The sequence below is a fragment of the Mycobacterium colombiense genome, from assembly GCF_003284935.1.
Taxonomy (GTDB): domain Bacteria; phylum Actinomycetota; class Actinomycetes; order Mycobacteriales; family Mycobacteriaceae; genus Mycobacterium; species Mycobacterium arosiense_A.
In genome coordinates this window covers 21,018-46,931 of the sequence record NZ_QMEV01000043.1, presented here as the reverse complement: position 1 = coordinate 46,931, position 25,914 = coordinate 21,018, and the positions used below count along the sequence as shown (strand labels likewise).

Sequence of the window (25,914 nt, the reverse complement as noted above, 5' to 3'; positions counted from 1 at the left end):
CGCTCGTCGCGCTGATTGCCGCCGTCGTCTCGGCTCACGGAGCGCGCCTGATCGGCCTGGCGATCCTGGGCGCGGCGCCCCTGCTGCTGATGGCACTGTATGTCTTTGTCACAGAGGCGAATTCGCGGATACCCGGTGACAGCGCGTTGGCCTGGTGGGTCAGGCTGGTGATGCCCGCGCTGGGCGTGGTGGCCGTGGTCAAACCGCTCGCGGACTCCGGGTTCGCTTCGGTGGAGTTGGCGACGGTGATTGCCGCCGCGATCGGCGTCAGCACCGCCGGTGCCGCCGCGGTGCTGCTGGCGTCGCCTCGCGATCGCACCGCCAAATCTGAGTAGTCTTACGGATCCTCGCCAACGCTGCGCTGCCGCAGTCTTATTGGCATGACCACTCCCAACGGCACGTCGAAAACCACCGCCGCCTTCTTCGTCCAGGCCGCCGTCGCGTTCGCGATCAGCTTCGTCGCCGCGCTCGGCGGAATCTACTTCCTGCCGCTTGACCCCTGGCCGCGATTGTTCCTCGGCGTCACCTTCCTCTTCCTGGTGTCGAGCGCGTTCACCCTGGCCAAGGTGATCCGCGACCAACAGGAGGCCGCGACCGTTCGCGTGCGGCTCGATGAGGCCCGCGTCGAAAAGCTGCTGGCCGACTACGACCCGCTCAATGCCGCGGGCTGAGTAGAACTACTCAGCCCCGACGCGTAGAAGTGCGCAGGCCCGCAACCGCGCGACCGGCGATGCTTGTGTCAAACGCATGACTCCTGCTTGACCACAACGGTTCCCATTCACAGCACAGAAGGGCAGTTCCGCTCCCATGACCACTCTTGTCAGGTTTCCCGACGTCGCCGAGGTGGCCGCGAGTACGCCGGCCGATCGCGATCGCGTCCTGGACGTCATCCGCATCACGTCGCTGGTCGGTGTGGTGCTCGGCCATACCGTGATGGCGGCCAGCATCATCCGCAACCACGTGCTGATCTGGGACAACCTGCTCACCACCTCGGCGCTGTTTCAGGCGATGACGTGGTTGCTGCAGATCATGCCGCTGTTCTTCTTCGCCGGCGCGGCGGCCTGCGTGTCCTCCTGGGTCCCGGGCACCAACTGGGGTGACTGGCTGATGAAGCGATGCACCCGGCTGTTCCGGCCGGTGTTCTACTACCTGGCATTCTGGGCCGTGGCGCTGACCGTGCTGTACCGGGCACTGCCACAGCACATCTACGAGCCGATCGCCGGCGTCAGCACGCAGCTGCTGTGGTTCCTGGGGGCTTACGTCCTAGTGCTGGCCGCGATGCCGGTGCTGTATCGCATCACCACGGCCGGGCGCCTGGCCGCCGGGGTGGCGCCGATCTACGGGGCGATCGCGCTGATCGACGTGATCCGGCTGCACTGGCCGGCAATGATGCCGCTCGGCTACGTCAACCTGGCCGTCTGGCTCATTCCCGCGATGTTCGGCGTGGCTTACCGTCGCCGGCTGCTCGGCGGCCGCGCCGCGCTGGCCGTCGCGGCCATCTTCTTCGCCGTCGACGTCGCGCTGGTGCACTGGGGGCCGTATCAGATCAGCATGGTCGGCACCGGTGACCACCACCTGTCGAACACCAGCCCGCCGTCGCTGCTGCTGGCCGGACACGCAATCATCCTGAGCGCGTTGGCCATCGCCGCCGCGCCGGCGATCGCGCGCTGGGCGCAGCGGCCCCGCGTGTGGTGGTGGACCGCCATCGGCAACTCGGGCGCGATGACCCTGTATCTGTGGCACATGCCGGTGCTGCTGGGTGTGCATCTGGCCTTCGATCTCCTTGGCTGCCCGCGCTTTCCGGGTGCGCAGGACTTCCTGGCCATCAGCCTCGCGCAGGTGCTCATCGTGGTCGTCGCGGTGGCGGTGCTGTTCGTCGCGCTGCGGCCGCTGGAGAACAACCCGCTGTCCGGGTGGGACGGTCCGCCGGCGGTGACGTCGCGGGGGCGCGGCGCGGCCATGGGCGCCCTGCTGTGCGCGGCCGGCGTGGCGCTGCTCGCGGCGATCAGGTGGGGGCTGAAAGACGACGGGCTGGTGTGCATGGCCGTGGTGGTGACCGCGTTGGTGACCGCCCGAATCGTGGCCACACTGCCGGTGGGGCGCCGGGTCGCAGCGCCATAGACCCGAGCCGGTGGCCCGCGGGGTAGGGGCGATTATCCGCCCGCCCCGCGGGTCACGGCTCGTCGTCCAGGCCGTGCTCGATGGCGTAGCGTGCCAGTTCCACCCGATTGACGACCTGGAGCTTGCGGAATGTCGCCTGCACATGGTTTTCCACCGTACGGTGGCTCAACGACAGCTTCTCGGCGATCTGCTTGGCGGACAGCCCTTTTGCCACGTAACGCAACACCTCAGTTTCGCGTTCGGTGAGGCTGGGGCGGGCGGGCCCGTCATCCTTGGTCTGCGCGATACGCCGGTATTCGCCCAGCACCAGCCCCGCCAGGCTCGGGGTGAACACGGCCCGACCGGCGGCGGTGGCCGATACCGCCTGTGCCAGTTCGGCTTTCGAGGCGCTCTTGACCAGGTATCCCGTCGCGCCGGCTTTGACCGCCTCCAGCACGTCATCGCGCTCATCGGAGGCCGACAGCACCAGCACCCGCGTCGACGGTGAGACCGCGAGCACCGCGGCGGTCGCCTGCGCACCGTCGCCGTCGGTCAGCTGCATGTCCATCACCACCACGTCGGGTTTGACCACGGCGGCCCGCCGCCCGGCGGCCGCCACACCGTCGGCCGTGGCAACCACCGTGAAGCCTTCCTCGGTCAAATCGCGGGCGACCGCGTCACGCCAGATCGGATGGTCGTCGGACCATCACCGTCGTCGGCGTCTCGTCATCCGTCATGGCGTTCCTCCCGGCGTGGCACGCACAGTTCCCACTCGGCGCCTTCCCCAGGGGCGCTGCGCAATTCGGCGCTGCCGCCCAGCGCCGTCAACCGTCCCACGATCGATTGGGCGATGCCGAGCCGTCCCTGACGAGACGCTTCCTCGAGCCGGCCGGCAGCAATCCCCACTCCGTCGTCGCGGACACTGACCACGACGGAATCGCCGAGGTCCTCCACGAGCACGAACGCGTGCGCATCCGGGCCGGCGTGGGCGGCCACGTTGTCCAGCGCGTTGCCCACCGCGGCGTCGAGTTCGGTTGCCGCCCAACGGCCCAACGGTACCGGGGTGCCCGGCAGGCTGAACGACACGCGATCGGACTCCCGACAGCGCAGCAGCGTGCGCAGGTCGAGCGTCGTGCCATCGGCGTCGGCATCGACGTCCGTACACGCCAGCCAGCGCCGCAACGCGCGCTCCTGCCCGCTGGCCAGGTCGGCGAGTTCGGCTGTGGCGCCGCCGATCTCGTGACCCTTCTTGGCGACCAGCGCCAGCACCTGAATGGCTCCGTCGTGGACCTGCCGGGACAGCCGGTCGCGTTCGGCGACCGCGGCCGCCAGTTGGGCCGCTCGTCGCAGCTCGTCGTGGGCGCGCCGCGCGGTCTGCGCGGCCATCCCGATCGCCATCCCGATCGCCAGTTCGATGATGAGGGTCGCGTTGTGCCCGAGGTTGAGCGCAAAGTAGTTCTTGACGGCGAAATTGGTGGCCATCACCGCCAGGCCCGTCAGCATTCCGCCCGCGGGGCCGAACTGGATGGCCGCGGAAATGGTGGGATTGCTCGCCCACAACGTCGTCGGCCAGGTCTGGTTCTCGGCCGCCCAGTGCGGGCTCGCGACGAGGCTGTTCGACCACATCAGCAACACGGCGATCACCAGCTCGGCCAGCACCCACGCCGGCCGGCGCCCGAACCCGCGCAGGTAGGCGGCCGCGCACGCCGCGCTCCAGCCGATCAGCCCACCGAAAAGCACCCAACCCAGCACCGGCCGAACCAGATCCGGAGTGATCGCGATTTGAAAGCCGGTCGCATAGATGCAACTCAGCAGCCGGAACACCTGGGCAGCGCGCCACAGCGGCGTCGTGGGATCGGGGCCGTGATTCGCCATCGTCGTCAGCATAAGGGCGAAGACCCCGCGGCGCGGCGACCACCGACATTGGCCGAAAGTCCCTCGAGTTAGAGCCGTCGTGCCCTCGTGATGCCGAGGAGGAGGCGCGATCGTGGATACCGACAAGGCGCTAGGAGGGAAGGGACCATGGCATGAACGCCCACTTTCCGGACGCTGGAACGATACGGACGGCCCTGACGCTGGCATCACGCGCCCCGTCGGTGCACAACACCCAACCGTGGCGGTGGCGCGTCGAGGCGACCGGCCTGCAGCTGTACGCCGACGCCGGGCGGCAGCTGCCCAACACCGACCCCGAAGGCCGCGACTTGATTCTGAGTTGCGGCACCGCGCTGCATCACTGCGTGGTCGCGTTCGCGGCGGTGGGATGGCGATCGCGGGTGCGCCGGCTGCCGAGCCCCGACGACCCCGCACACCTCGCCACGATCGAGCTTTCGCCGCAGCCCGCCGATCACGTCGACATCGCGCTCGCCGCCGCCATCCCCCGGCGGCGGACCGATCGGCGCCACTACAGCTCGTGGCCGGTGCCGGTGGGCGACATCGCGCTCATGGCGGCGCGCGCCGCCCGCGCCGGCGTCACGCTGTGCCAGGTGGAAGACATCGACACGCTGCACGACATCGTCGCCGAGTCCGTCCGCGATCACCTGACCCAGGACTATCTCGCCGAGCTCACGACGTGGAGCGGGCGTTACTTCTCGGTCGCGGGCGTTCCCGCCCACAACACGCCGATATCGGATCCGGACGCGAAAATCCCCAGTCGGCTGTTTGCCGGTGCGGCGCTGCCGATGGCCGCCAATTCGTCCGCGGCCGACGACAACGCCGTGGTGCTTGCGCTGGGCACCCGCCACGACGACCGGCTGGCGCAGCTGCGCGCCGGTGAGGCCACCAGCGTCGCGCTGCTCACCGCGACATCGGCGGGCCTGGCCAGTTGCCCGGTCACCGAACCGCTGGAGACGGCCGACACCCGCCAAGCCGTCCGCTCCGACATCTTCGGCGACAGCAACCATCCGCAGATGCTGCTTCGGGTGGGCTGGGCGCCCATCAACGCCGATCCGTTGCCGGCGACGCCGCGGCGCGACCTCGGCGACTTCGTCGAGTGGGCGATCTGATCGCGGGGACTACACGTCACCCGGTGGTGAGCCGAACTGGAACCGGCGGCCGGTGATGCTTTCCGGAACGATGCGCACGTAGTGCGTCTTCTCCGGCCTGGTCCACGGCAACACCTGCGCGCGTTCGGCCTCCTCGAGTTCCTCGGGGGTGCGCAGCGACCGCGCCCTGCCCCGGACGATCACGCTCCATGCCTCGGCGACGTTGTGGTCGTCGACCTCGAACAGCACCCGATTGTCGATCGCGGAACTGACCAGCTTGGTGCCCGCCGCGGTGCGGAACAGCACCGTGCGGCGCTGGACGACGTAGTTGACCGGGAAGATGTCGGGCTGGCCGTCGGCGTAGGTCACCAGCCGGCCCAGCGCCAGGCTGCCGAGCAGCTCCCAGCATTCGTGCACCGGCAGGATGTCGACTCCGTCGTCGGTCATCGAGATTCCCTTCCCGCGTATGCGGCCGCTGTCCTCAATGGGCCACTGTCGCAATGAGCCACTGCCGCAAGGATATTGACGCGCCATCGCTTAGAGCGGCGGCCGAAGGTCCTCACCCGTGGGGACCAAAGTCGTTGAAGCCGTTGCTTCTCGATGGTTCCCGTCGAGAATATGGGATATTGGGTTGGTCTGCCGCGAATCTTTCCAGTTGCGAGACCGGCAGGAAAGGGCCCGCCATGGTCAAGGTATTCCTGGTCGACGACCACGAGGTCGTCCGCCGCGGTCTTTCCGATCTGCTCGCGTCGGATCCCGATCTGCAGATCGTCGGCGAGGCCGGCACGGTGGCGGAGGCGAAAGCACGGATCCCGGCGTTGCAACCCGACGTCGCCGTGCTCGATGTCCGCCTGCCCGATGGCAACGGCATCGAATTGTGCCGTGACCTGGTGTCGGATCACCCTGACCTGCGCTGCCTGATGTTGACGTCCTTCACCTCCGACGAGGCGATGCTCGAGGCGATCCTGGCCGGCGCCAGCGGATTCGTGGTCAAGGACATCAAGGGCATGGAGCTGGCCCACGCGATCAAAGAGGTGGGCGCCGGTAAATCGCTGCTGGACAACCGGGCCGCGGCCGCGCTGATGTCCAAGCTGCGCGGCGCGACCACGCGCGAGGACCCGCTCTCCGGATTGACCGAGCAGGAACGCACGCTGCTCGGACTGCTCAGCGAGGGACTGACCAACAGGCAGATCGCCGCGCGCATGTTCCTCGCGGAGAAGACGGTGAAGAACTACGTATCTCGGTTACTGGCCAAGCTCGGCATGGAGCGCCGCACCCAGGCGGCGGTGTTCGCGTCGAAACTGAATCAGCGGTCCGGCCCACCGTCGACCGCGCCGGACTGGTCGGGGTGACCGGCGACGAACAGGGCTCGGCATTCGCCGGACTCGGGCAGCGCGGGCTGGTCAGCCAGATGCATGCCCAGCTCGACGAGCTGCTGGCCTCGCGCGACCAGATGGAGCGGTTGCTGCGGGTCATCGTCGAGATCGGCGCGGGGCTCGATCTGGACGCCACGCTGCACCGGATCATCAGCGCGGCAAGGGAATTGACCTCCGCCCCCTACGGCGCGCTTGCCATCCGCGATCGTGACGGCAACCTGATCTCGTTCGTCCACGAGGGCATGGACGCCGAGACCGTCCGGCGCATCGGGCCCCTGCCGGTCGGCAAGGGCCTGCTGAGTTTGTCGATGCTGGACACCCCCGCGCTGCGGATGGACGATCTGACCACCCACCACGCCGCGGTCGGCTTTCCCGAACACCATCCCCGGATGCGCGCCTTCCTCGCGGTCCCGATCACCATCCGCGACACCGTATTCGGCAACCTGTACCTGACCCACGTCGATCCGGCGCGGGTGTTCTCCGAATCCGACGAGGTCGCCGCGCGGGCGTTGGCGTTCGGGGCCGCCGTCGCCATCGACAACGCACAGGTCTTCGAACGGGAGCGGACGTCGGTGAAGTGGATGGAGGCCAGCCGCGAGATCACCACCGCGCTGCTGGCGCGCCCCGAACCGCACCGGCGCCCCCTGCAACTGATCGCCGAGCGCGCGCGCCTGCTGACCGACGCCGAACAGGCCATCGTGCTGGTGCCGGCCGACGCCGACGCGCCCGACGACGAGGTCGACACGCTGGTGGTGTCCGCCGCGGTGGGGTTGCACGCCTCCGAGGTGCTCGGGCAGCGAGTTCCGGTGCAGGGCTCCACCACCGGCGCGGTGTTTAAGTCCGGGGAACCGCTGATCACCGAGGAGCTGCGCTACCCGATCCAGTCCTTCACCGACGTCGGGCAGCGCCCGGCGATCCTGATGCCGCTGCGCGCCCGCGACGAGGTCGTCGGGGTGATCGCCATCGCCCGCGGCGCCGACCAGCCGCCGTTCAACGAGAGCTATCTGGACCTCGTCAGCGACTTCGCCACGCACGCCGCGATCGCGCTGGTCCTGGCGTCGGCGCGCGAGGACGCCCGGCAGCTGGCCATTCTGGCCGAGCGGGAACGCATCGCGCACGACCTGCACGACCACGTCATCCAGCGGCTGTTCGCGGCCGGCATGAACCTGCAGGGCACCCTGGCCCGGGCGCGTTCACCGGAAGTGGCCGACCGGCTCAACCGCACGCTCGACGATCTGCAGACCATCATCGAGGAAATCCGCACCACGATCTTCGCGCTCAAGTCGCCGGTGGCCGCCAGTGCCGATTTCCGGCAGCGCATCGCGCGGGTGGTCGCCGACCTGACCGGAAACCGTGACCTCGTCACCACCGTGCGCGTCGACGGGCCGATGAGCGCCGTGGGTGCCGAGCTTGCCGATCACGCCGAAGCGGTCACCACCGAAGCGGTCAGCAATGCCCTGCGTCATTCTGGGGCGTCACGGCTGACCGTGGAGATCAGTGTCGCGGACGTGTTCATCCTCAACGTCATCGACGACGGATGTGGCATACCGGCCGGCAACACCCGATACAGCGGCCTGGCCAATATGAAGCGGCGCGCCGAGCAACTCGGCGGCACGTGTGAGATCACCGCTGGGCCCGCGGGCGGCACCCGGGTGCACTGGGTCGCCCCGCTGCTCGACAGCTGAGCGCCGAAACGCCTTGGTCTGCACGCCTATTGGTGATTACTGCGGACGCGTTCGTGCGCGGTCAACAGCAGATGATCGAAGTCCGACAGGGTGTTCAGTGACAGGCCGGCACCGCGGAAGTCTTGCGCGATCTGCTCGGCGAGCGGGCGCAGTTTGACGTTCGCCTCCTGGGACAACCACTTGAGCAACTCGAACGCCGCGGTATCGCTGATGCCATAGATCAGCATGAGCATGCCCTTGGCCTGCTCGATGCCGGCCCGGTTCTCGCTGATCTCAGCAACTTTCGCGCTCATGGCGTCCTCGCGCGCCTGTTCGTAGGGCGCGGAGACCTCGACGTAGAACCCGTGCGTGCCGATCACGTCACCGTCGTCGTCGAAGATCCGGTCACCGACGACGACGACGTGGTGCACCTGTCCCCGGGTATCGACGATGCGGTGGCGCGTGCTGAACGCCTGTCGCGTGTGGACGATTTGGTCGATGGTGGCCGCGACCTGTCCGCGGTCCTCGGGATGCTTGTGGGACAGCACCAGTTCGGTGGTCGGCGTGATGCTGCCGGCCTCGTAGCCGTGCATGCGTTGCACTTGTTCCGACCATTCCCAGCGCTGGTCGGCGAAGTAGAACCGAAACCACCCCGCCGGTTGCGCAGCGCCGCCCGCCAACGCCTGTTCGACGTTGGCGGTCTGGCCGTCGAGTTCCCATTTCATCGTGTGTCCGTTTCCCACCGCAGTCGGTGCGCCGTTCGCCCGGGCGGCCAGAAGCCGGGGCGTGCGGCGGCCGCACACATGTGCGGTCAGTGCGGCCGCCGCCCGGCCGGCCGGTCGGTCAGGCGTTGATCACCTCGCGTTCCGAGGCCTTGTCGTTGATCGCCTTGTGACCGTCGCCGCGGCCGACCGTGATCTTGCGCGGCTTGGCCTTTTCGGCCACCGGGATGTGCAGGCGCAGAACGCCTTCGGAATAGGAGGCCTCGATCTTGTCGGTGTCGAGGTTTTCGCCGAGCACCAGTTGGCGGCTGAACACGCCGCGCGGCCGCTCGGTGGCCAGCATCTCGCGGTTGGGGTCGACGGCCGGCCGTTCGGCGCGCACCGTCACCACATTGCGCTCGATGTCGATGTCCAGGGAGTCGGCGTCGATGCCGGGCAGGTCGAACTCGACGACGAAGTTCTCGCCTTCGCGCCAGGCGTCCATCGGCATCACCGCCGGCCGGGCGGCGGTACCGAGGACCTGGTGGGCGAAGCGGTCGAGTTCGCGGAAGGGGTCTGAACGCATCAGCATGGTGGTCACCTCTCACTCCAATCTAGGCTGTGGGTCGGCAATTTCCTATGTCTAATGACATAGATTTTGTATAGCACCATCGACAGAAGCACGCAAGTGTGCTAAACAGATTTTCTAAGCGAGAAGCTAAGGGGAGGCGCAATGGTCGACTACCGCGGAAACGCGGATACTCCGGCGTCCGACCATGGGGTGTATGGCATCTCGGTGGCCGCCGAACTCTCCGGGACTGCGGTGCAGACGCTGCGGCTTTACGAACGCTACGGCCTGATCACGCCGTCGCGCAGCCAAGGCGGCACGCGCCGGTACAGCGCCGACGATCTGGCCAGGATCAAGCGCATCACTGCGCTGGTCGATTCCGGGGTCAACCTGGCCGGTGTCGCGCGCATCCTCGATCTCGAGGACCACAACGCCACGCTATCCGCGGCCAACACCGATCTGCGGTCCACCAACCGCACCTTGCGAGAAGCCGCGAAAACGGCGAAGTACGCCGAGCCGGACACCGTCTGAGCCCCTCGCGGATTGCGCCGACCCAGGCCGGGTACCCGTCCCGCTATGCCGTTAAGGAGAAGCGATGGGTGAGTTGACCGAAAGCGGTGCGCAGGTCGTCGATGGCGCACGACAGGAAGCGGACGCCTACCGGGGCGACCACGATCGGCCGCTGGGCGGCTACCTGGCCGTCATGGCCGTCTATGGCGTGGTGGTGGTGGCCGCGGTGCTGGCCGCGCTGGCCACCGGCCGCACGCTGCCGACCAGATGGCGGGTCCAGGACCTGCTGATCCTCACCCTGGGCACCCACAAGCTGTCGCGAACCCTGACCAAGGACGCCGTGACCAGCCCGCTGCGCGCGCCCTTCACCCGCTACGCCGGCACCGGCGGCCCCGCCGAGGTGCAGGAAGAGGTCCGCGAGCACAGCCAGCTCCGGCACAGCCTCGGGGAGTTGCTGACCTGCCCGTTCTGCCTGGACATGTGGGTGGCCACCGGGTTGGCGATCGGCCTGGTGTTCGCGCCACGGTTCACCCGGCTGATCGCCGGTGTGTTCACCGCGCTGGCGGGTGCGGACTTCCTCCAGCTCGCCTACGCGATGGCCCAGCAGTCGGCCGAGGGCTGAGGCCCGAAAGCCGGCGCGTCAGCTCGTCTTCGGCATGGGTATGCCTTCGCTGGCCGTGAATTGTGCGTCGTCCTCGGAGGTCAACCCGATCGAGACGACCGAGCGGGTGAACAGGGCGTCGGTCAGGTAGGCCAGCGACACCGCCCACCGGTTGACACCGCGCGGAATCGCATACAGGTGGTAGGACCTGGTGACGGCCTTGGCGGCCAGCCCGGACAGGTGGATGTTGAGCGGATTGGCCACCGCATAGCGCGGCCCGAGGTCGACCACCAGACCCAGGTTGCGGTGTTTGTATTCCTTACTGCTGCCGTAGCCCAGGCTGGCGGCGACATTGCGGGCCAGGGCCTTGCCTTGCCGGGTCGCGTGCTGGGCCGTGGGCGGGGTGATCTTGCCCGGTTGCGTCAGGTCGGGCACCGCGGCCGCGTCACCGGCCGCGAACACCTCCGGGTGATCCGGCACCTGCAGGTCGGCCCGCACCGTGACTCGGCCCTTTTCGGTCGGCAGTCCCAGGTCCTGGATCAGCGGTGCGCCGGTCACCCCCGTCACCCACGCGATCGTGCGCGTGTCGATCCGCGAATCATCGCTGAGCACAACGTGATCGGCGTGCGCCTCCTTGAGGGTGATGCCGAGCCGGACGTCGATTCCGCGCTTGCGTAGCACCTTGAGCGCGGCGTCGCCCAGTCGCTTGCCGACCTCGGGCATCACCTGGTCGGCCAGGTCCAGCAACAGGAACCGCACGTCGGCGCGGTTGAAGCCCATCTGTTTGGCCGCCGCGTCGGCCAGCGCCCGCAGCTGCGCGACCAGTTCGGTGCCCGAATACGACGCGCCGACCACCACGACGGTGCGACGGGCGGCGGCGGCCCGCGGATCGTCCTCGAGGTTAGCCAACTCCAGTTGCTCGACGAAGTGGTCGCGCAGGTAGAGGGCCTCGGCGGTGGTCTTCAAACCGCGCGCGTGCCTGGCGAGGCCGGGAACGTCGAACAACCGTGTGACCGAGCCGGGCGTCAGCACCAGCCGGTCCCAGGACATCGAATGGCTGCGCTCTTCGGGATCGCAATAGGTCAGCGTGCGCTGGGTGAAATCCACGGCGTCCACGCGGCCTCGCACGGCGCGGACCCCCTTGAGCGAATTGGCCAGGGGGACAGCCACAAAGCGGGCGTCGACGACGCCGCCGGCGACGTCGGGCAACAACGGCGTGTACAGCATGTAGTCGACGGGGGAGATGATCGTGATGTCGACGGGTGCGCGCCGTCGGCGCATGATTCGGGCCAGGCGACGGGCGCAGGTGAATCCGGTGAAGCCGCTTCCCACGATCACAATGGAGGTCACCGACCCGAGTGTAGGCGCGCGGCGCGGACGGGTCGCGGGTCCCCGTCGCGCTGCGTGTTCGGGTGTCGTGAAAGGCGTTGGCAGTCAAGCTTTTAAGCGGCCGGGGTCGGGACGGAGGCTACGGACCTTCTGCCGCGCCCCATCTCCTGCGCCGGGCGACGGGCCGGTACCGCTCGCGCCCGTCCGTTATCTGGCCTTGCACTTCGTTTTCTGGCCCATAGACTTCTCCTTGGGCGTTCGTGTTCGTGTGAATGGCACCATGGCGACGGCGGGAAAGGGCTCTGCGGGCCACGGCGGCTCCGGGGGGTGATCGTATGCGGGATGGCAATGCCACGATCGTCGCTCAGCTCGTCGAGCTGGTGGGCAATCTGCAGCGCGAACAAGGCGATACCGCTTCCGGGTTGCACGAGCTCATCGATAGCGGGACCGATCACGTGACAGGCTCGCAGTACGCCGGTATCACCCTGGCCGAGAAGGACAGGTCGGTCAGCAGCGTGGTCGCCACGCATCGTTACCCGATGGTGCTTGACGCGATCCAGAACAGCTGCGGCGAGGGGCCGTGCCTGACGGCCGCCTGGGAGCACCACATCATGCACATCGCCGACCTGAACGCCGAACAACGCTGGTTGCGCTACCGGCGGCTTGCGCTCGAGCAGACGCCGATCCGCTCGATCCTGTCGTACGAATTGTTCATCGACGGCACCAGCATGGCCGCGCTCACCTTCTATGCCGACCGCCCGCAGGCGTTCAGCGAGGAGTCGGTAGAACTCGGCGCGGTGTTCGCCACGCACATCGCCCTGGCGTGGTCGATGATGCGCCGCCAGGACCAATTTCGCAGCGCCTTGGCCTCGCGCGACATCATCGGGCAGGCCAAGGGCGTGGTCATGGAGCGCTTCAACCTCGACGCCGTCGAAGCGTTCGAACTGCTCACCCGGGTTTCGCAGAAATCCAACGTCAGGCTGATCGACATCGCGGCGGCGCTGATAGACAGTGAACACCCGCTCAAGCAGCGGCGGCACTGACCGCGGCTCGGCGCGACACCAAACACTAACGTTCCCATCATCTTTCGTCAGATCGCCGACTGCGCGCCCCGGCCCGGCCGTCGCCGACCGTGATCACTCCCGCCGGTTCCATGCCTGCGGTGCGGTTTCGACGAGTGTGAGACGGGTATGTGCCACCCATATGAAGGCTGTTACCTGGCAGGGCAAGCGCGATGTGCGGGTGGACTCGGTGCCCGACCCGAAGATCGAGCGACCGACCGATGCCATCGTGGAAGTCACCTCGACCAACATCTGCGGCTCCGACCTGCACCTCTACGAGATCCTCGGGGCGTTCATGAACCCCGGGGACATCCTCGGGCACGAAGCCATGGGCATCGTGCGGGAGGTCGGCACCGAAACGGGCGACCTGCGGGTGGGGGACCGGGTCGTCATCCCGTTCCAAATCTCCTGCGGCAGTTGCCACATGTGCTCTCAGCAGCTCTACACCCAATGCGAGACCACTCAGGTGCGCGACCAGGGCATGGGGGCGGCGCTGTTCGGTTATTCGGAGCTCTACGGTGAAGTCCCGGGTGGCCAGGCCGAGCTGTTACGCGTGCCCCAGGCGCAATTCACTCACATCAAAGTGCCTGTGGGACCGCCGGATTCGCGGTTCGTCTACCTGTCGGACGTGCTGCCCACCGCGTGGCAGGCGGTCGCCTACGCCGACATCCCGGACGGTGGCTCGGTGACCGTGCTCGGGCTGGGTCCCATCGGGGACATGGCCGCCCGCATCGCCGATCACCTGGGCTACCGCGTCATCGCCGTCGACCTGGTGCCCGAGCGGCTGGGGCGCGCGGCGAAACGCGGCATCCATACCATCGATCTGGGCCGGCTCGACTCCTCGCTTGGTGACGCGATCCGCGACCTGACCGACGGACGCGGAACCGACTCGGTGATCGACGCCGTGGGCATGGAGGCGCACGGCTCACCGGCCGCCAAATTGGCGCAGCAGGTCGCCGGGGTGCTGCCGGATGCGTTGGGCAAGCGGCTGATGCAGACCGCAGGCGTGGATCGCCTCAACGCCCTGTACTCCGCCATCGACATCGTGCGGCGCGGCGGAACGATCTCCCTCAGCGGCGTGTACGGCGGTATGGCCGACCCGCTGCCGATGCTGACCCTGTTCGACAAGCAGCTGACCCTGCGGATGGGGCAGGCCAACGTCAAGCGCTGGGTCGACGACATCATGCCGCTGCTGACCGATGACGACCCACTCGGCGTCGACACCTTCGCGACCCACGTGCTGCCGCTGGATCAGGCCCCGCACGCCTACGAGATCTTCCAGAAGAAGCAGGATGGTGCGGTCAAGGTCATACTGAAGCCGTGATCGCCTATACCGCAAGGCTTTCCGCCCAGTCACCGCGCCGCGAGGGGCGGCCCGCAGTTTGACCGCCATGACGGCAGGGTATTGACTGCGCCATGACCACCGCAGACGCCGTCGCTCCCACGCCCACCGGAGAGGTGTGGCCGGGCCGGGCCTACCCGCTGGGCGCCACATACGACGGGGCGGGCACCAACTTCGCCGTGTTCAGCGAGGTGGCTGAGCGGGTGGAGCTGTGCCTGTTCGACGCCGAGGGCACCGAGAGCCGCATCACCCTGCCCGAGATCGACGGCTTCATCTGGCACGCCTACATCCCCAACATCGAACCGGGCCAGCGCTACGGCTACCGCGTCTACGGCCCATACGACCCGCAGGCGGGGCTGCGCTGCAACCCCAACAAGCTACTGGTGGACCCGTACTCCAAGGCCATCGACGGCTCCTTCGAATGGAACCAGTCGCTGTTCAGCTACAACTTCGGCGACCCCGACAGCCGCAACGACGACGACTCGGCCGAAAGCATGCCCAAGTCGGTGGTGATCAGCCCCTACTTCGACTGGGGCAACGACCGTCCACCGGATCACCAGTACGCCGACACGGTGATCTACGAGGCGCACGTCAAGGGGCTGACCCAGACCCACCCCGATATCCCCGAACCGCTGCGCGGCACCTACGCCGCGGTCGCGCACCCGGTGATCATCGAGCACCTCAAGGAACTCGGTGTCACGGCCATCGAATTGATGCCGGTGCATCACTTCGCCAACGACTCCACCCTGGTCGACAAGGGACTGTCGAACTACTGGGGCTACAATACGATCGGATTTTTCGCGCCCGACTTCAAGTACTCCAGCGCCACCACCCCGGGCGGGCAGGTCCAGGAATTCAAGGCCATGGTGCGCTCGCTGCACGAGGCCGGCATCGAGGTCATCCTCGACGTGGTCTACAACCACACGGCCGAGGGCAACCACCTCGGCCCAACCCTGTCGATGCGCGGCATCGACAACGCCGCGTACTACCGGCTGGTCGATGACGACAAGCAGTACTACATGGACTACACCGGCACCGGCAACAGCCTCAACGTCGGGCATCCGCATGCGCTGCAACTGATCATGGACTCGCTGCGCTACTGGGTCACCGAGATGCATGTCGACGGCTTCCGCTTCGACCTGGCCTCGACGCTGGCCCGCGAGTTCTACGACGTCGACCGCCTGGCGACGTTTTTCGAACTCGTGCAACAGGATCCGACCGTCAGCCAGGTCAAGCTGATCGCCGAGCCGTGGGACGTCGGGCCGGGCGGCTATCAGGTGGGCAACTTCCCGCCGCAGTGGACCGAGTGGAACGGCAAGTACCGCGACACCGTCCGCGACTTCTGGCGCGGCGAGCCCGCCACCCTCGACGAGTTCGCCTATCGGCTCTCCGGATCGGCGGATCTCTACGAGCACACCGCGCGCCGGCCGGTGGCCTCGATCAACTTCGTCATCGCCCACGACGGGTTCACGCTGCGCGACCTGGTGTCCTACAACGAAAAGCACAACGAGGCCAACGGCGAGGACAACAACGACGGCGAAAGCCACAACCGGTCGTGGAACTGCGGCGTGGAGGGGCCCACCGACGACGAGCAGGTCAACGCGCTGCGCGCCCGCCAGCAGCGCAACTTCCTGACCACACTGCTGCTGTCGCAGGGCGTGCCGATGATCTGTCACGGCGACGAACTCGGGCGCACCCAGAACGGCAACAACAACGGCTATTGCCAGGACAACGAGCTCACCTGGATCGACTGGGACAACGCCGACGCCGGATTGCTGGAGTTCACCCGGACGGTCTCGGCGCTGCGGGCCGGGCACCCCGTGTTCCGCAGGCGCCGATTCTTTTCGGGAAAACCGGTGGGCCGGCGCGGGCAGGACGGCCTGGCGGACATCGCCTGGTTCACCCCCGAGGGCACCGAAATGACCGACGAGGACTGGGGCGCCAGCTTCGCCAAGTCCGTTGCGGTGTTCCTCAACGGTCACGGCATACCCGACCGCGACGCCCGCGGTCAGCGGGTACTGGACGACTCGTTCCTGTTGTGCTTCAACGCCCACTACGAGCCGATCGAATTCACCTTGCCGCCAAAGGAATTCGGCGCCGCCTGGGAGGTCGTGGTGTACACCGGGCCCGACGAGACGACGCCCGCCGACGAGGTGCCCGGCGGCGGCGGACTCAACGTCGAAGCGCACACCGCCGTGGTGCTGCGCGCCCTGCCCTCGGACTAGCCTTCCGCAGCACCCACAGCCGCGTACCCGTGGCTGCACTCACCGTTTCTGCGGATCGAGCGGGCCGCTCGCGCCGAATAGGCGACATCGGTTAACTTTGGCGCACAGTATTGTTGCCGCATTGCTGCCGCCGATGCGCGGCCGCGCCCGAGCGCCGGAAACGAAGGGACAGCCGATGGACAGGGCCGGCCTCGACGGGCGCATGACTGCCGCGGTGGCCTGGGGCGGCCGCGTGGCCGTCGTGGTCGTCCTTTTGGTCGCCGGGTTGACGTGGCTGGGCTGGACGGCGGGAATCGAGCGGCTGACGCGCATCTATCCCACCTGGCCGCAGATGATGCCGTGGACAGCCCTGTGGCTGGCCGCGCTGGGCGCGGCGATCCTGGCGCAATGGGGGCATCCCTCGCGCGAACGCATCTGGGCCGGGCGCGGCCTGGCCGCGGCCGTGGGTGCTTTCGCCGTCATCGTCCTTGCGGAGTACATGAGCGCCAGCTCATTTGGCTTCGACAGGGTCTGGTTCGGTGAATCGGTGGGCGAGTACCAGTGGTCCTGGCCGGGGCGGCCGAGCCTGCAGACCGCGTTGTCGGCCGTGCCCCTGGCCACCGCCGTGGCACTGGTGCGAGTGGAGCGCAAGACCCGCGTGGTGTGGCCCGTGTGCGTCGTGGGAGGCGCCGTCATCCCGTTCGTCACGGTCGCGGCCTACCTGTTCGACGCGCTGGCGTTGGTGGGCGTCTCGCCGTCGAAGGGGCAGGCGTTCCTCTCGGCCCTGGCCCTGCTGATGCTGGTCGCCGCGACGTCGCTGGCGCGCCCCGACCGGTTCCCCCTCGCCTGGCTGTACGCGCGGCCCGACCGGCGGTCGCTGGTCCGCCTGGTCGCCATCCTCGCGGGTTTCCCGTTGGTGGTGGCCCTGGCGAGGCCGATCTTTCTGCAGCTCGGCCTGGGCGAGCACGCCGAGTGGACCTTCTCGATCCTGTTGGGCACCACGGTCGTTGGCGCGATCACCTTCTACTTCAGTCAGCGCGAACAGAAGCTGCTGATCGCCAAGGAGCTGGCCAGCAAGGAACGCGCCGAGGCAGAGGCGCGCTACCGCCTCCTCGCCGACAACGCGGTCGACATCATCGTGCACCTCCGCGACGGCGAGGTGGTGTGGATTTCGCCCTCCGCGGAAGCTGCGTTGGGCGGGCCGCTGCAGCGATGGACGCGCTCGGGTCTCTCCCGTCGCATCCATCCCGACGACCGCGACGGACTCGTCGCCGCCGTGCGCCGCATCGCCGGCGGTGAACAGGTTCTGCAGCGGTTCCGGGTGTGCGCGGTCGACGGCGATTACCACTGGGTCGACGGTCACGGAAAGCCCTACACCGACGCGGAGGGCAACACCGATGGGCTGATCGCGGCGCTACGCGTCGTCGACGATCAGGTCGAGGCCGAGCAGCGGCTGGAACGGTTGGCGCGCTTCGACACCCTCACCGGCCTGGTGAACCGGGCCGAGGCGCTCGGCCGGCTGGAGTCCGCACTGGCGCAGCCGCAACCCGCCGGAACGCACGTCGGCGTCCTTTTCTGCGACGTCGACCACTTCAAGGCGATCAACGACACGTGGGGGCACGGCATGGGGGACTTCGTGCTGGCCACCCTGGCGGCGCGGATCCGGGCGAGCGTTCGCCGCGGGGACACGGTCGGGCGCACGGGGGGCGACGAGATACTGGTCCTGTTGCCCGGCGTCCGCAGCGCCGACGAGCTCGCGCAGATCGCGGAAAAGATTCGCAGCCGGGTCGCCGAGCCGATCCACCTGTCCGGCAACATGATTCGCGCGACCCTGAGCATCGGTGCCACGCTGGCCCGTTTCGCCGAGTCCGTTGACACCGTGACCGCGCGAGCCGACGAGGCCATGTACCGGGCCAAATCGGGCGACCGCAACACCGTCGTTCCCAACTAAGCGGCCCAGTGATCACCACGCGGCGCGTCGGATCCGGTAGGTTTCTCGCGACGGCGTCTTGCGTTACAAGAGAGGGCGAATATGTCAAGGACAGTGGTGGTCGGCGCCTCCAGCGGGCTGGGGCGTTGCATAGGTGTCGGTCTGGCGCAGCGCGGTGATCAGGTCGCGTTGCTTGCCCGGCGGCGCGAACGCATCGAGGCTGCGGCCAAGGACGCCGGCCCGAACGCCGTCGCCATCGAATGCGATGTCACCGACCAGGCGTCCTGCCGCGCGGCCATCGACCGCGCCGCCGATGCGCTCGGCGGCATCGACAACATGGTCTACACGCCGGCCGTCGGGCCGCTGGTCCGCATGGTCGACACCGACGCCGACACCTGGCGGCGCATCTTCGACACCAACGTCATCGGCGCCTCGCTGGTGACGGCCGCGGCGGTGCCGCACCTGACGGCCTCGGCGGGCAAGGCCGTGTACCTGTCCTCCGACGCCGGAACCTTCGGGCCGCCGTGGCCCGGCCTGGGCGCCTACGGGGTCAGCAAGGCGGCCCTGGAGCGGCTGGTGGAGGCGTGGCGCGCGGAGCATTCCGACATCGGCTTCACCAACCTGATCGTCGGGGAGTGCGCGGGCGGCGAGGGCGACGGGCAGACCGGCATGAACGAAGGCTGGGACATGGACCTCGCGATGAAGGCCGTCCCGCTGTGGTCCTCGCGCGGCTGCATGCCCGGCAAGTTGATGCCCGTCGAGGACCTGATCGACGTGGTGCACACGATCCTGCGGACCAACGCCTCGACGTCGATGCCGCTGGTGGTGGCCCGCGGCGCGCCGGCCAGCCCCGCCGCGTTCGCCGAGGCCAACCAGTCGTAGGCCGGCCGCTCAGCGGCGGCCGAGCTTCTCCTTGGCCAGGTCGGTCAGGAAGCGCGCCGCCGATGTCGGCCGGAAGGCCAGGGCCGCGTCGGTGAGCGCGTCACGGGATGCGGTGGGCAGCTCGATGTCGGCGGCGGCGACGTTGAACTCCAGCTGCTCGACGGACGAGGCGCCGGGGATGGCGACCACGCCCGGATAGCTGATCAGCCAGGCCAGGGCCACCTGCGCCGGCTTGGCGTCGACGTCCTTGGCGACATCGCGCAACAGCTGCAGCAGCGGCTCGACGCGGCGCAGGTTCTCGGTGCCGAACAGGGAGTTCACCGCGCGCACGCCCCCCGGACGGTTGTCGACACCGTATTTGCCGCCCAGCAGCCCCTGTTCCAGCGGGCTGTAGGCGATCACGATGCGGTTCTCCCGCTCGGCGAACGGCACCAGGTTCTTCAGCGCCTTCGGGTATGCGAGCGAGAAGTGCACCTGGTTGCTGATTACCGGGCGGCCCAGCGCGGCGTCGGCCTTCTGCCAGCGCTGCAGCGAATAGTTCGAGACGCCGGCGGCGCCGATCTTGCCGCGCTCGAGCAGGTCACGCATGCCCGGCATGATCACCGAATCGGGGAACACCGGGTTGGGCTGGTGGATCTGGTACAGCGGGATGCGGTCCAGCCCCAGTCGCTGCGCGCTGGCGCGGGCGCGCTGCTTGACCACCGCGGGGAAGGGCGCGACCGGCATGATCTTGCTGGCCACCACCACCTCGGCGCGCTCGTCGCCGAGCGCCTCGCCCAGGATCCGTTCGCTTTTGCCCAGGCCGTACACCTCGGCGGTATCGAAGAGCGTCACCCCGAGGGCAAGGGCGCGGCGCACGATGTCACCCGCGGCCCCGGCCGCGTAGCTGTCCCCGTAACCCCACTCGCGTGAACCGAACTGCCAGGTGCCCAAGCCGATTCGGCTGACCCGGCCGACCCCGTCGACGTCGACAAACTTCATGCGGTCAGCGTACTCAGCCGGGGATCTTGCCGAGGATGTAGTTCGCGATGCTGACGGCGGCCGCGCGGGGCGACGCGCTGTCCGTGGTCCCGCTGGCGGATACGTTCAGGTCGATGACGACGTTCGCCTTGGCGGCGATCGCCCGCGCCGAGCGCACCTGGATGCCCTTGGGCGTCAGGTCCAGCGTGGTGATCCCGTTGCCGGCGTCGGCGGGGGCGCTCACCGACATCGGGATCGGCTGCCCACCGGGAGCGGACACGGTGACGGTCGATTCGCCGCATTTGTGCCATCCCGACAGCAGCGTGGCCAGCTGACCCTGGGCCGCACCCGGATCGCGGAACGCCGCGACGCCCTGGATGACCTGCATGGACTTCAGCATGCTGCGGGTGTCGGTGAATTCTCCGGCGTGGTATCCGGCCAGCGTCCCGGGGGCGTAGGCGTCGGGGCTGCCGGCGGCGATGCTTTCCCAGCACTCCGGGCGGTCGATGCTGCCGTCATCCGGGGAGCGGCCGGGGCTGTTCCAGGTCGGGCCGACGTCGAGGTTCGCGTCGCCGGTGATGTTGCGCAGCGCGTCCAGCCCGGGCAGCAGGGTGGCGATGGTCTCCGGCGGGACCGTGGGCGGTGGCGGCCCGGCGGCCGTGCTGGAGGCGGGGGATGTCCGGTGCGGCGAGGTGGAACCGGCCAGCGTGGCCCACCCGGCCAGGGCGACGACCGCCAACGAGATGAAGATGTACGACAGGGTCACACCCACCAGCGCACGGTCGCGCCCGAGTTCACCGGTGCGGCGGATCTGCGCCAGCCCGAGGTGGCCCAGGATTGCACCCGCGGGGGCGAACAGGAACGCGAACACCAGCGACAGCGTCGCCAACGTGTTGACGGGCGGCCGGTAGGGCGGGGGTGCGGGCGGCGGCGTGTATGGCGGTGTGTACGGCGGTGGCTGCGCGGGAAGCGGCTCCACGTCGGGGGGCGGGACGCGGCCCAGCGGGTCGTAGCTCAGCGGGTTCTGCCAATACGGGTCCTGCGGGTTTGTCACGCAGCGCCTCCTTCGTGGGGAGAACCTGCCCGAAATGTAGCCGACGAGGGCGCAGGGCTAAACCAGGACGTCACAGGCGCGGTTTGGCGATGCCGACCACGTAGGGCACCTCGGCGAAGGTCAGGTAGACCCGGTGCGGCCCGACGGCCATGCCCGAAAGGTGGGCCGTTTGCGCGGCCGCGGGCAGGCCCGACCGGTAGTCGATGGTGCGCAGCACGGGAATGCGCCCGTCCGGAAACCCGGTGAAGCTTGCGGTTTCGAGGGTCACCAGTTCGTGGTCGGTGGCGGCGTAGATCCTCGTGTCGTCGGTGCCGAGTTCGCGGATCGGCGCCGGCAGCCGGGTGGTGGCCAGCACCTCCATTCCCTTTCCACCCCGGCGCGAGTCGACGGCGCGCAGGGTGTCATCGTCGTGCCCGGCGACATAGCTTCGGGTCACCGCGGTGCCGTCACCCGCCGAGACCGCGACGTCGATGGTCAGCGAGCCGCGTTGCGCCGGCGGTGACGAGGTGCCCTTGAAGTGCCGGATGCCCGACGATCCGTACAGGTGGTAGTCGAGTTCGCGGCCCCGGTTGGTGCCGTCGATGGTGTCGGCGCTGGTATCGGTGGTCGCCGTGGGCAGCTTGCGGTAGCCGTACTGATCCACCGGGGTCACCGCCATCCCATCGGCCGACAATGCCAGCAGCATGCGCAATCCCGCGTCTTCCGCCAGGTAAGCCGGCGCCGGCCCGGCGTCGAAATCATCGACCTGGCGCAGGGTTTCCACATCGACGGCGGCGACCCTGTCGCGGTCGGGTTGCGGCACGAAGACCAGCCGTTCGTCCTTCTGGCTGATCTGCAGGTTGCGTCCTGAGGCCATCGGTGCGGAGAAGCGCGTCGTGGCATCGCCGCCGTGTTCGCCCGCGGTGGCCTCGGCCACCCGGTGATCGTCGGTCAGCGCGACCAGGGCGCCCGCGGCGTACGACCACACCGGTTCGTGCAATGGCGCGGCCACCCGCCACACCTCGACGGCGGGTGCGCCCTCCAGCGACGCCCCGGGCCGCGAACAGGCTGTGGTCAGCGACGCCGCAGCCACCGCGCCGACGACTGCGCAGCGCACCAACGCCCGGATGCGCTGGCCCGTGGGGGAACCCGTTTCGGCGCCCATCGACCACCCGCTCCTTTCCGCTGTTTGTCCAGGACATACCCCACACGCGGGGCGCCACACCCCGTTTGGCGGTCTGATTGGTCGGGTAGCCGGATCCAGGAGCGCGCACAGCCCGCGCGCCCAACCGAAGATGGGAGGGACACTGTGGCACCGAACGCCATCCAGTCGCCCACCGACGTGGTCGACTTTCTCGTCAGTCAGCATCAGCAGATCAAGGCGATGTTCGCCGAAACCCTGGCGGCGTCCGGAAAGGCCCGCGAGAAGGCCTTTGTCGAGCTGCGGCGACTGCTCGCCGTGCACGAAACCGCCGAGGAAGAGATCGTTCACCCGCGCGCCAAGCGCAAGATCTCGGGCGGCGCCACCGTCGTCGACGAACGGCTGCACGAAGAGCACGAGGCCAAGACCGTTCTGCAGAAGCTGGAAAAGCTCGACGTCGACAGCGAGGAGTTCACCCGCGAATTGACGAAGCTGCGCGACGCGGTCATCGAGCACGCCGAGCATGAGGAGCACGACGAATTCTCCAAGCTCGGCGAGGAATTGAGCGGCGACGAGCTGGAACGGATGGGCCGCGCCGCCAAGCTCGCCGAGGCGATTGCCCCCACCCGCCCGCACGCCGGCGTGGAATCCCAGGCGGCCAACCTGGCCGCGGGGCCGTTCGCCGCGATGCTCGACCGCGCCCGCGACGCCATCAGCGGCAAGGGCTGAGGAGAGCCGCCCCCGGCGTGGTACCCCCGCTCGGTGGGGGAGCGGGGGTACCCACGCCCCTGGTGAGAAAAGATCATGGCCGCAACGTCGAAAGCCCCCGGTGCCGACCGCTACCTCCCGGAGGAGCGGGGCCTAGATTCGCTGCGGACGGCGGCCGAAACATGCCATGGCTGTTCGCTTTTCGAAGACGCCACCCAGACCGTGTTCGGCAATGGACACCCCGGTGCGCCGATCATGCTGGTGGGCGAGCAGCCCGGCGATCAGGAGGACCGCGCCGGTGAGCCGTTCGTCGGCCCGGCCGGGCGCCTGCTGGCCCGTGCTCTCGAGGACGCCGGCATCGAGCCTGCGCTGGTCTATGAGACCAACGCGGTCAAGCATTTCAAGTTCACCCGCAAGGGCGGCAAGCGACGCATCCACCAGAAGCCGGGCCGCACCGAGGTCGTCGCCTGCCGGCCCTGGCTGATCGCCGAAATCGAAGCGGTGCGCCCGCAGGTCATCGTGTGCCTGGGCGCCACGGCCGCACAGTCGTTGCTGGGGAACAGTTTTCGGGTGTCCACGCAGCGCGGCCAGCAGTTGCGCCTGCCCTCATCGGTCGACGTGCACATCGAGCCCGAGCCGACCGTGGTCGCCACGGTTCATCCCTCGTCGGTGTTGCGCGACCGCAGTGACCGGCATGACGAAATCTACAAGGCGTTCGTCGACGATCTGCGCACCGCGGGGTCGGGCGTCACCAAGCGCAGGTGAGGCCCGACCCCGCTGCCCGTCAACTCTTCTTGTGCGGCAAGAACTCCTGGGCCTTGGTCTTCAGGCCCACCTTGACGAAGCCGACCCGGTCCTCGTCACCGGAGAGCACCGCCGTGGTCGCCGACTTGAACTGCTCCCATGTCGCGTGCGGCGGGATCGGCGGCATGTCGGGGTCGGTGTGAACGTCCAGCACGGTGGGACGGTCCGCGGACAGCGCGTTGCGCCAGGCGTCCGACAGTTCTTCCGGATCCTTGATCGCCATCGCGTTCAGGCCCAGGCTGGCGGCGAATGCGGCGAAGTCGATGTCCGGAAGGTTCTGGGACTCCGCGAATTTCGGCGCGCCGGCCATGGCGCGCATTTCCCAGGTCACCTGGTTGAGGTCGTTGTTGTGCAGGATCGCGATGATCAGGCGGGGGTCCTTCCATTCGTTCCAGTACCGCTTGATCGTGATCAGTTCGGCCATGCCGTTCATCTGCATGGCGCCGTCACCGGCGAACACGATGACGGGGCGGTCCGGGTGGCCGAACTTGGCGCCGATGCCGTACGGAACCCCGGGGCCCATGGTGGCCAGCGTGCCCGACAGCGAGCCCCGCATGTCGCCGCGGAAGCGCAGGTTGCGCGCGTACCAGTTGGCGGACGAGCCGGAATCGGCTGCGACGATGGCGTTTTCGGGCAGTTGGGGGGACAGCTCGGAGAACAACCGCAGCGGGTTGATGGGGTTCGCGCTGACCATCGCCTCCTTGTCCATGGTCTCCCACCAGCGGGCCACCGTCTTCTCGATGCCCTCGCGCCACGACCGGTCCTCCTTGCGGCGCAGGTGCGGGATCAGCGCCCGCAGCGCGGTCTTGGCGTCGGCGACCAGGTTGACCTCGTACGGGTAGCGCATGCCGATCATCCGGCCGTCGACGTCGATCTGCACCGCGCGCGCTTGACCGAATTCGGGCAGGAACTGCGTGTAGGGGAAGCTGGACCCGACCGTCAGCAGCGTGTCGCAGTCGCGCATCATCTCGTAGCTTGGCCGCGTCCCGAGCAGCCCGATCGAGCCGGTGACCCAGGGCAATTCGTCCGACAGGACGTCCTTGCCCAACAGGGCCTTGGCCGCTCCCGCGCCAAGCAGGTCGGCGACCTCGGCCAGCTCTTCGTGAGCCCCGCGCGCGCCGGTACCCACCAGGATGGCGACCTTCTTGCCGGCGTTGAGCACGTCGGCCGCCCGCGCGATCGCGGTGTCGTCGGGGGCGATGTCCGGGTACTCGATGCCGAGGCTGGAGGGCACCATCTTGAACGCGTGCTCGGGCGGGGAGTACGGCAGTTCCTGCACATCGCTGGGGATGATCAACGCCGTCGGCGCCCGCTGGGTCATCGCTATGCGGATGGCGCGATCCAGCACGTTGGGCAATTGCTCGGGGACGGTGACCATTTGGACGTAGTCACTGGCGACGTCTTTGAAGAGGTTCAGCAGGTCGACCTCCTGCTGGTAGTTGCCGCCCATGGCGCTGCGGTTGGTCTGACCGACGATGGCCACCACCGGGACGTGGTCGAGCTTGGCGTCGTAGAGGCCGTTGAGCAGATGGATCGCGCCGGGGCCCGACGTGGCCGCGCAGATCCCGACCCGGCCGGTGAATTTCGCGTAGCCCACCGCCTCGAAGGCGCTCATCTCCTCGTGGCGCGACTGGATGAACTTGGGCTTGTTGTCGGCGCGGCCCCACGCGGCCAGCAGCCCGTTGATGCCGTCGCCGGGATACCCGAATACATGTTCAACGCCCCACGCCCGCAAGCGCTCCAGCAAATAATCGGAAACCTCTTTTTTGGACATGTTTCCCTCCTCGACAGACGGTTCTACAGTGCTGGCGGATGGGCGTGTGTGGCTATTGTTTGAACCACCTGCATGGCGCCGCCGGCGATGCGCGCGCTAACCGAGCGCGGCTCCCGCTGACGGGCGTGACGTATGCAGGCTGCCACCGCATGGGCGGCTTCGGCACTTCCCACCCGGGCGGTATTACCCGGATTGGCCGCCGTTATTCGCCGAAACCGCAACGGCGGGCCGACTCTCAGCCAGTT

At 68.3% G+C, this 25,914-nt stretch carries 23 protein-coding genes and 2 pseudogenes; 15 read left to right on the top strand and 10 right to left on the bottom strand.

All coding sequences use genetic code 11. From position 1 onward, the window contains the following. The 3 genes and pseudogenes from DQP57_RS18280 to DQP57_RS18270 form a co-directional block, all read left to right on the top strand. Nucleotides 1–335 (top strand): annotated as a pseudogene (locus tag DQP57_RS18280) (hypothetical protein); the annotation flags it as partial. Between the two features lie 45 nt (nucleotides 336–380). Next, nucleotides 381–671: a YiaA/YiaB family inner membrane protein gene (locus DQP57_RS18275; RefSeq protein ID WP_112634176.1), complete on the top strand. Its 291-nt coding sequence runs from the start codon at nucleotides 381–383 to the stop codon at nucleotides 669–671. A 136-nt stretch (nucleotides 672–807) separates the two neighbouring features. Next, nucleotides 808–2,121, top strand: coding sequence for an acyltransferase family protein (locus DQP57_RS18270; RefSeq protein ID WP_112634175.1), 1,314 nt, complete (start codon nucleotides 808–810; stop codon nucleotides 2,119–2,121). Nucleotides 2,122–2,173: 52 nt separating this feature from the next. On the opposite strand, the pseudogene DQP57_RS18265 reads toward DQP57_RS18270, so the two are convergent. Next, nucleotides 2,174–2,837 (bottom strand): annotated as a pseudogene (locus DQP57_RS18265) (response regulator). Further along, nucleotides 2,827–3,987: a MacS family sensor histidine kinase gene (gene macS, locus DQP57_RS18260; RefSeq protein WP_112634173.1), complete on the bottom strand. Its 1,161-nt coding sequence runs from the start codon at nucleotides 3,985–3,987 to the stop codon at nucleotides 2,827–2,829. Before macS ends, DQP57_RS18265 begins: the two are co-directional and overlap by 11 nt. A 140-nt stretch (nucleotides 3,988–4,127) precedes the next feature. Between macS and DQP57_RS18255 the strand changes: the two genes are divergently transcribed. Then, nucleotides 4,128–5,102 carry an Acg family FMN-binding oxidoreductase gene (locus DQP57_RS18255; protein ID WP_112634172.1) on the top strand — a complete coding sequence of 325 codons (975 nt, stop codon included), beginning with the start codon at nucleotides 4,128–4,130 and terminating at the stop codon, nucleotides 5,100–5,102. Nucleotides 5,103–5,111: 9 nt separating this feature from the next. Here DQP57_RS18255 and DQP57_RS18250 read toward each other — a convergent pair whose 3' ends face one another. Next, nucleotides 5,112–5,528, bottom strand: coding sequence for a pyridoxamine 5'-phosphate oxidase family protein (locus DQP57_RS18250; RefSeq protein WP_112634171.1), 417 nt, complete (start codon nucleotides 5,526–5,528; stop codon nucleotides 5,112–5,114). A 236-nt stretch (nucleotides 5,529–5,764) separates the two neighbouring features. On the opposite strand from DQP57_RS18250, the gene DQP57_RS18245 reads away from it, so the two are divergent. Both DQP57_RS18245 and DQP57_RS18240 read left to right on the top strand, forming a co-directional pair. Next, nucleotides 5,765–6,433 carry a response regulator gene (locus tag DQP57_RS18245; protein ID WP_112634170.1) on the top strand — a complete coding sequence of 223 codons (669 nt, stop codon included), beginning with the start codon at nucleotides 5,765–5,767 and terminating at the stop codon, nucleotides 6,431–6,433. 59 nt (nucleotides 6,434–6,492) lie between these two features. Continuing rightward, on the top strand, nucleotides 6,493–8,142 hold the full coding sequence (locus tag DQP57_RS18240; RefSeq protein ID WP_112634179.1) for a sensor histidine kinase: 1,650 nt from the start codon (nucleotides 6,493–6,495) through the stop codon (nucleotides 8,140–8,142). Between the two features lie 26 nt (nucleotides 8,143–8,168). On the opposite strand, the gene DQP57_RS18235 is transcribed toward DQP57_RS18240, so the two are convergent. Further along, on the bottom strand, nucleotides 8,169–8,846 hold the full coding sequence (locus DQP57_RS18235) for a PAS and ANTAR domain-containing protein (RefSeq protein ID WP_112634169.1): 678 nt from the start codon (nucleotides 8,844–8,846) through the stop codon (nucleotides 8,169–8,171). 118 nt (nucleotides 8,847–8,964) lie between these two features. Continuing rightward, a complete protein-coding gene (locus DQP57_RS18230) occupies nucleotides 8,965–9,414 on the bottom strand; it encodes an Hsp20/alpha crystallin family protein (RefSeq protein WP_066871189.1) in 450 nt (149 codons plus the stop codon). A 141-nt stretch (nucleotides 9,415–9,555) separates the two neighbouring features. On the opposite strand from DQP57_RS18230, the gene DQP57_RS18225 reads away from it, so the two are divergent. Together DQP57_RS18225 and DQP57_RS18220 are read left to right on the top strand one after the other, a co-directional pair. Then, complete coding sequence (locus DQP57_RS18225; RefSeq protein ID WP_112634168.1) at nucleotides 9,556–9,921, top strand: MerR family transcriptional regulator; 366 nt, start codon at nucleotides 9,556–9,558, stop codon at nucleotides 9,919–9,921. 64 nt (nucleotides 9,922–9,985) lie between these two features. After that, complete coding sequence (locus DQP57_RS18220; RefSeq protein ID WP_112634167.1) at nucleotides 9,986–10,522, top strand: DUF1360 domain-containing protein; 537 nt, start codon at nucleotides 9,986–9,988, stop codon at nucleotides 10,520–10,522. A gap of 18 nt (nucleotides 10,523–10,540) precedes the next feature. On the opposite strand, the gene DQP57_RS18215 is transcribed toward DQP57_RS18220, so the two are convergent. Next, entirely contained in the window at nucleotides 10,541–11,851 is a 1,311-nt protein-coding gene (locus tag DQP57_RS18215; RefSeq protein ID WP_112634166.1) for an NAD(P)/FAD-dependent oxidoreductase, read from the bottom strand. 314 nt (nucleotides 11,852–12,165) lie between these two features. On the opposite strand from DQP57_RS18215, the gene DQP57_RS18210 reads away from it, so the two are divergent. From DQP57_RS18210 to DQP57_RS18190, 5 genes are all read left to right on the top strand, one after another. After that, entirely contained in the window at nucleotides 12,166–12,873 is a 708-nt protein-coding gene (locus DQP57_RS18210; protein ID WP_112634165.1) for a GAF and ANTAR domain-containing protein, read from the top strand. Nucleotides 12,874–13,033: 160 nt separating this feature from the next. After that, nucleotides 13,034–14,215 (top strand): zinc-dependent alcohol dehydrogenase, encoded by a 1,182-nt coding sequence (locus tag DQP57_RS18205; protein WP_112634164.1) that lies wholly within the window; start codon nucleotides 13,034–13,036, stop codon nucleotides 14,213–14,215. Between the two features lie 92 nt (nucleotides 14,216–14,307). Next, a complete protein-coding gene (glgX, locus tag DQP57_RS18200) occupies nucleotides 14,308–16,458 on the top strand; it encodes a glycogen debranching protein GlgX (protein ID WP_112634163.1) in 2,151 nt (716 codons plus the stop codon). 175 nt (nucleotides 16,459–16,633) lie between these two features. Next, on the top strand, nucleotides 16,634–18,388 hold the full coding sequence (locus DQP57_RS18195; protein ID WP_112634162.1) for a diguanylate cyclase domain-containing protein: 1,755 nt from the start codon (nucleotides 16,634–16,636) through the stop codon (nucleotides 18,386–18,388). A gap of 93 nt (nucleotides 18,389–18,481) precedes the next feature. Beyond that, the gene (locus DQP57_RS18190; RefSeq protein ID WP_112634161.1) at nucleotides 18,482–19,249 is read left to right on the top strand and encodes an SDR family oxidoreductase; all 768 of its coding nucleotides are present in this window, start codon (nucleotides 18,482–18,484) and stop codon (nucleotides 19,247–19,249) included. A 9-nt stretch (nucleotides 19,250–19,258) separates the two neighbouring features. On the opposite strand, the gene DQP57_RS18185 is transcribed toward DQP57_RS18190, so the two are convergent. The 3 genes from DQP57_RS18185 to DQP57_RS18175 form a co-directional block, all read right to left on the bottom strand. Beyond that, nucleotides 19,259–20,230, bottom strand: coding sequence for an aldo/keto reductase (locus DQP57_RS18185; RefSeq protein ID WP_112634160.1), 972 nt, complete (start codon nucleotides 20,228–20,230; stop codon nucleotides 19,259–19,261). A 13-nt stretch (nucleotides 20,231–20,243) separates the two neighbouring features. Further along, nucleotides 20,244–21,263 carry a sensor domain-containing protein gene (locus DQP57_RS18180; protein WP_112634159.1) on the bottom strand — a complete coding sequence of 340 codons (1,020 nt, stop codon included), beginning with the start codon at nucleotides 21,261–21,263 and terminating at the stop codon, nucleotides 20,244–20,246. 70 nt (nucleotides 21,264–21,333) lie between these two features. Further along, nucleotides 21,334–22,407 (bottom strand): hypothetical protein, encoded by a 1,074-nt coding sequence (locus DQP57_RS18175; RefSeq protein ID WP_240631806.1) that lies wholly within the window; start codon nucleotides 22,405–22,407, stop codon nucleotides 21,334–21,336. A gap of 144 nt (nucleotides 22,408–22,551) precedes the next feature. Between DQP57_RS18175 and DQP57_RS18170 the strand changes: the two genes are divergently transcribed. Together DQP57_RS18170 and DQP57_RS18165 are read left to right on the top strand one after the other, a co-directional pair. Continuing rightward, on the top strand, nucleotides 22,552–23,112 hold the full coding sequence (locus DQP57_RS18170) for a hemerythrin domain-containing protein (protein WP_112634158.1): 561 nt from the start codon (nucleotides 22,552–22,554) through the stop codon (nucleotides 23,110–23,112). A gap of 75 nt (nucleotides 23,113–23,187) precedes the next feature. Then, entirely contained in the window at nucleotides 23,188–23,856 is a 669-nt protein-coding gene (locus DQP57_RS18165) for a UdgX family uracil-DNA binding protein (RefSeq protein ID WP_112634157.1), read from the top strand. A 19-nt stretch (nucleotides 23,857–23,875) separates the two neighbouring features. Here the strand turns inward: DQP57_RS18165 and DQP57_RS18160 are convergent, their stop codons facing one another. After that, nucleotides 23,876–25,669, bottom strand: coding sequence for a thiamine pyrophosphate-requiring protein (locus tag DQP57_RS18160; RefSeq protein WP_112634156.1), 1,794 nt, complete (start codon nucleotides 25,667–25,669; stop codon nucleotides 23,876–23,878). Between the last annotated feature and the right edge of the window lie 245 nt (nucleotides 25,670–25,914).

What these genes read in the sequence shown, in the direction of transcription:
- macS (WP_112634173.1), bottom strand. Translation starts at nt 3,987, where the DNA reads ATGCTGACGACGATGGCGAATCACGGCCCCGATCCCACGACGCCGCTG.
- DQP57_RS18255 (WP_112634172.1), top strand. Translation starts at nt 4,128, where the DNA reads ATGAACGCCCACTTTCCGGACGCTGGAACGATACGGACGGCCCTGACG.
- DQP57_RS18205 (WP_112634164.1), top strand. Translation starts at nt 13,034, where the DNA reads ATGAAGGCTGTTACCTGGCAGGGCAAGCGCGATGTGCGGGTGGACTCG.
- DQP57_RS18225 (WP_112634168.1), top strand. Translation starts at nt 9,556, where the DNA reads ATGGTCGACTACCGCGGAAACGCGGATACTCCGGCGTCCGACCATGGG.
- DQP57_RS18220 (WP_112634167.1), top strand. Translation starts at nt 9,986, where the DNA reads ATGGGTGAGTTGACCGAAAGCGGTGCGCAGGTCGTCGATGGCGCACGA.
- DQP57_RS18245 (WP_112634170.1), top strand. Translation starts at nt 5,765, where the DNA reads ATGGTCAAGGTATTCCTGGTCGACGACCACGAGGTCGTCCGCCGCGGT.
- DQP57_RS18210 (WP_112634165.1), top strand. Translation starts at nt 12,166, where the DNA reads ATGCGGGATGGCAATGCCACGATCGTCGCTCAGCTCGTCGAGCTGGTG.
- DQP57_RS18160 (WP_112634156.1), bottom strand. Translation starts at nt 25,669, where the DNA reads ATGTCCAAAAAAGAGGTTTCCGATTATTTGCTGGAGCGCTTGCGGGCG.
- DQP57_RS18165 (WP_112634157.1), top strand. Translation starts at nt 23,188, where the DNA reads ATGGCCGCAACGTCGAAAGCCCCCGGTGCCGACCGCTACCTCCCGGAG.
- DQP57_RS18275 (WP_112634176.1), top strand. Translation starts at nt 381, where the DNA reads ATGACCACTCCCAACGGCACGTCGAAAACCACCGCCGCCTTCTTCGTC.
- DQP57_RS18230 (WP_066871189.1), bottom strand. Translation starts at nt 9,414, where the DNA reads ATGCTGATGCGTTCAGACCCCTTCCGCGAACTCGACCGCTTCGCCCAC.
- glgX (WP_112634163.1), top strand. Translation starts at nt 14,308, where the DNA reads ATGACCACCGCAGACGCCGTCGCTCCCACGCCCACCGGAGAGGTGTGG.
- DQP57_RS18235 (WP_112634169.1), bottom strand. Translation starts at nt 8,846, where the DNA reads ATGAAATGGGAACTCGACGGCCAGACCGCCAACGTCGAACAGGCGTTG.
- DQP57_RS18240 (WP_112634179.1), top strand. Translation starts at nt 6,493, where the DNA reads ATGCATGCCCAGCTCGACGAGCTGCTGGCCTCGCGCGACCAGATGGAG.
- DQP57_RS18270 (WP_112634175.1), top strand. Translation starts at nt 808, where the DNA reads ATGACCACTCTTGTCAGGTTTCCCGACGTCGCCGAGGTGGCCGCGAGT.
- DQP57_RS18185 (WP_112634160.1), bottom strand. Translation starts at nt 20,230, where the DNA reads ATGAAGTTTGTCGACGTCGACGGGGTCGGCCGGGTCAGCCGAATCGGC.
- DQP57_RS18175 (WP_240631806.1), bottom strand. Translation starts at nt 22,407, where the DNA reads ATGGGCGCCGAAACGGGTTCCCCCACGGGCCAGCGCATCCGGGCGTTG.
- DQP57_RS18250 (WP_112634171.1), bottom strand. Translation starts at nt 5,528, where the DNA reads ATGACCGACGACGGAGTCGACATCCTGCCGGTGCACGAATGCTGGGAG.
- DQP57_RS18195 (WP_112634162.1), top strand. Translation starts at nt 16,634, where the DNA reads ATGGACAGGGCCGGCCTCGACGGGCGCATGACTGCCGCGGTGGCCTGG.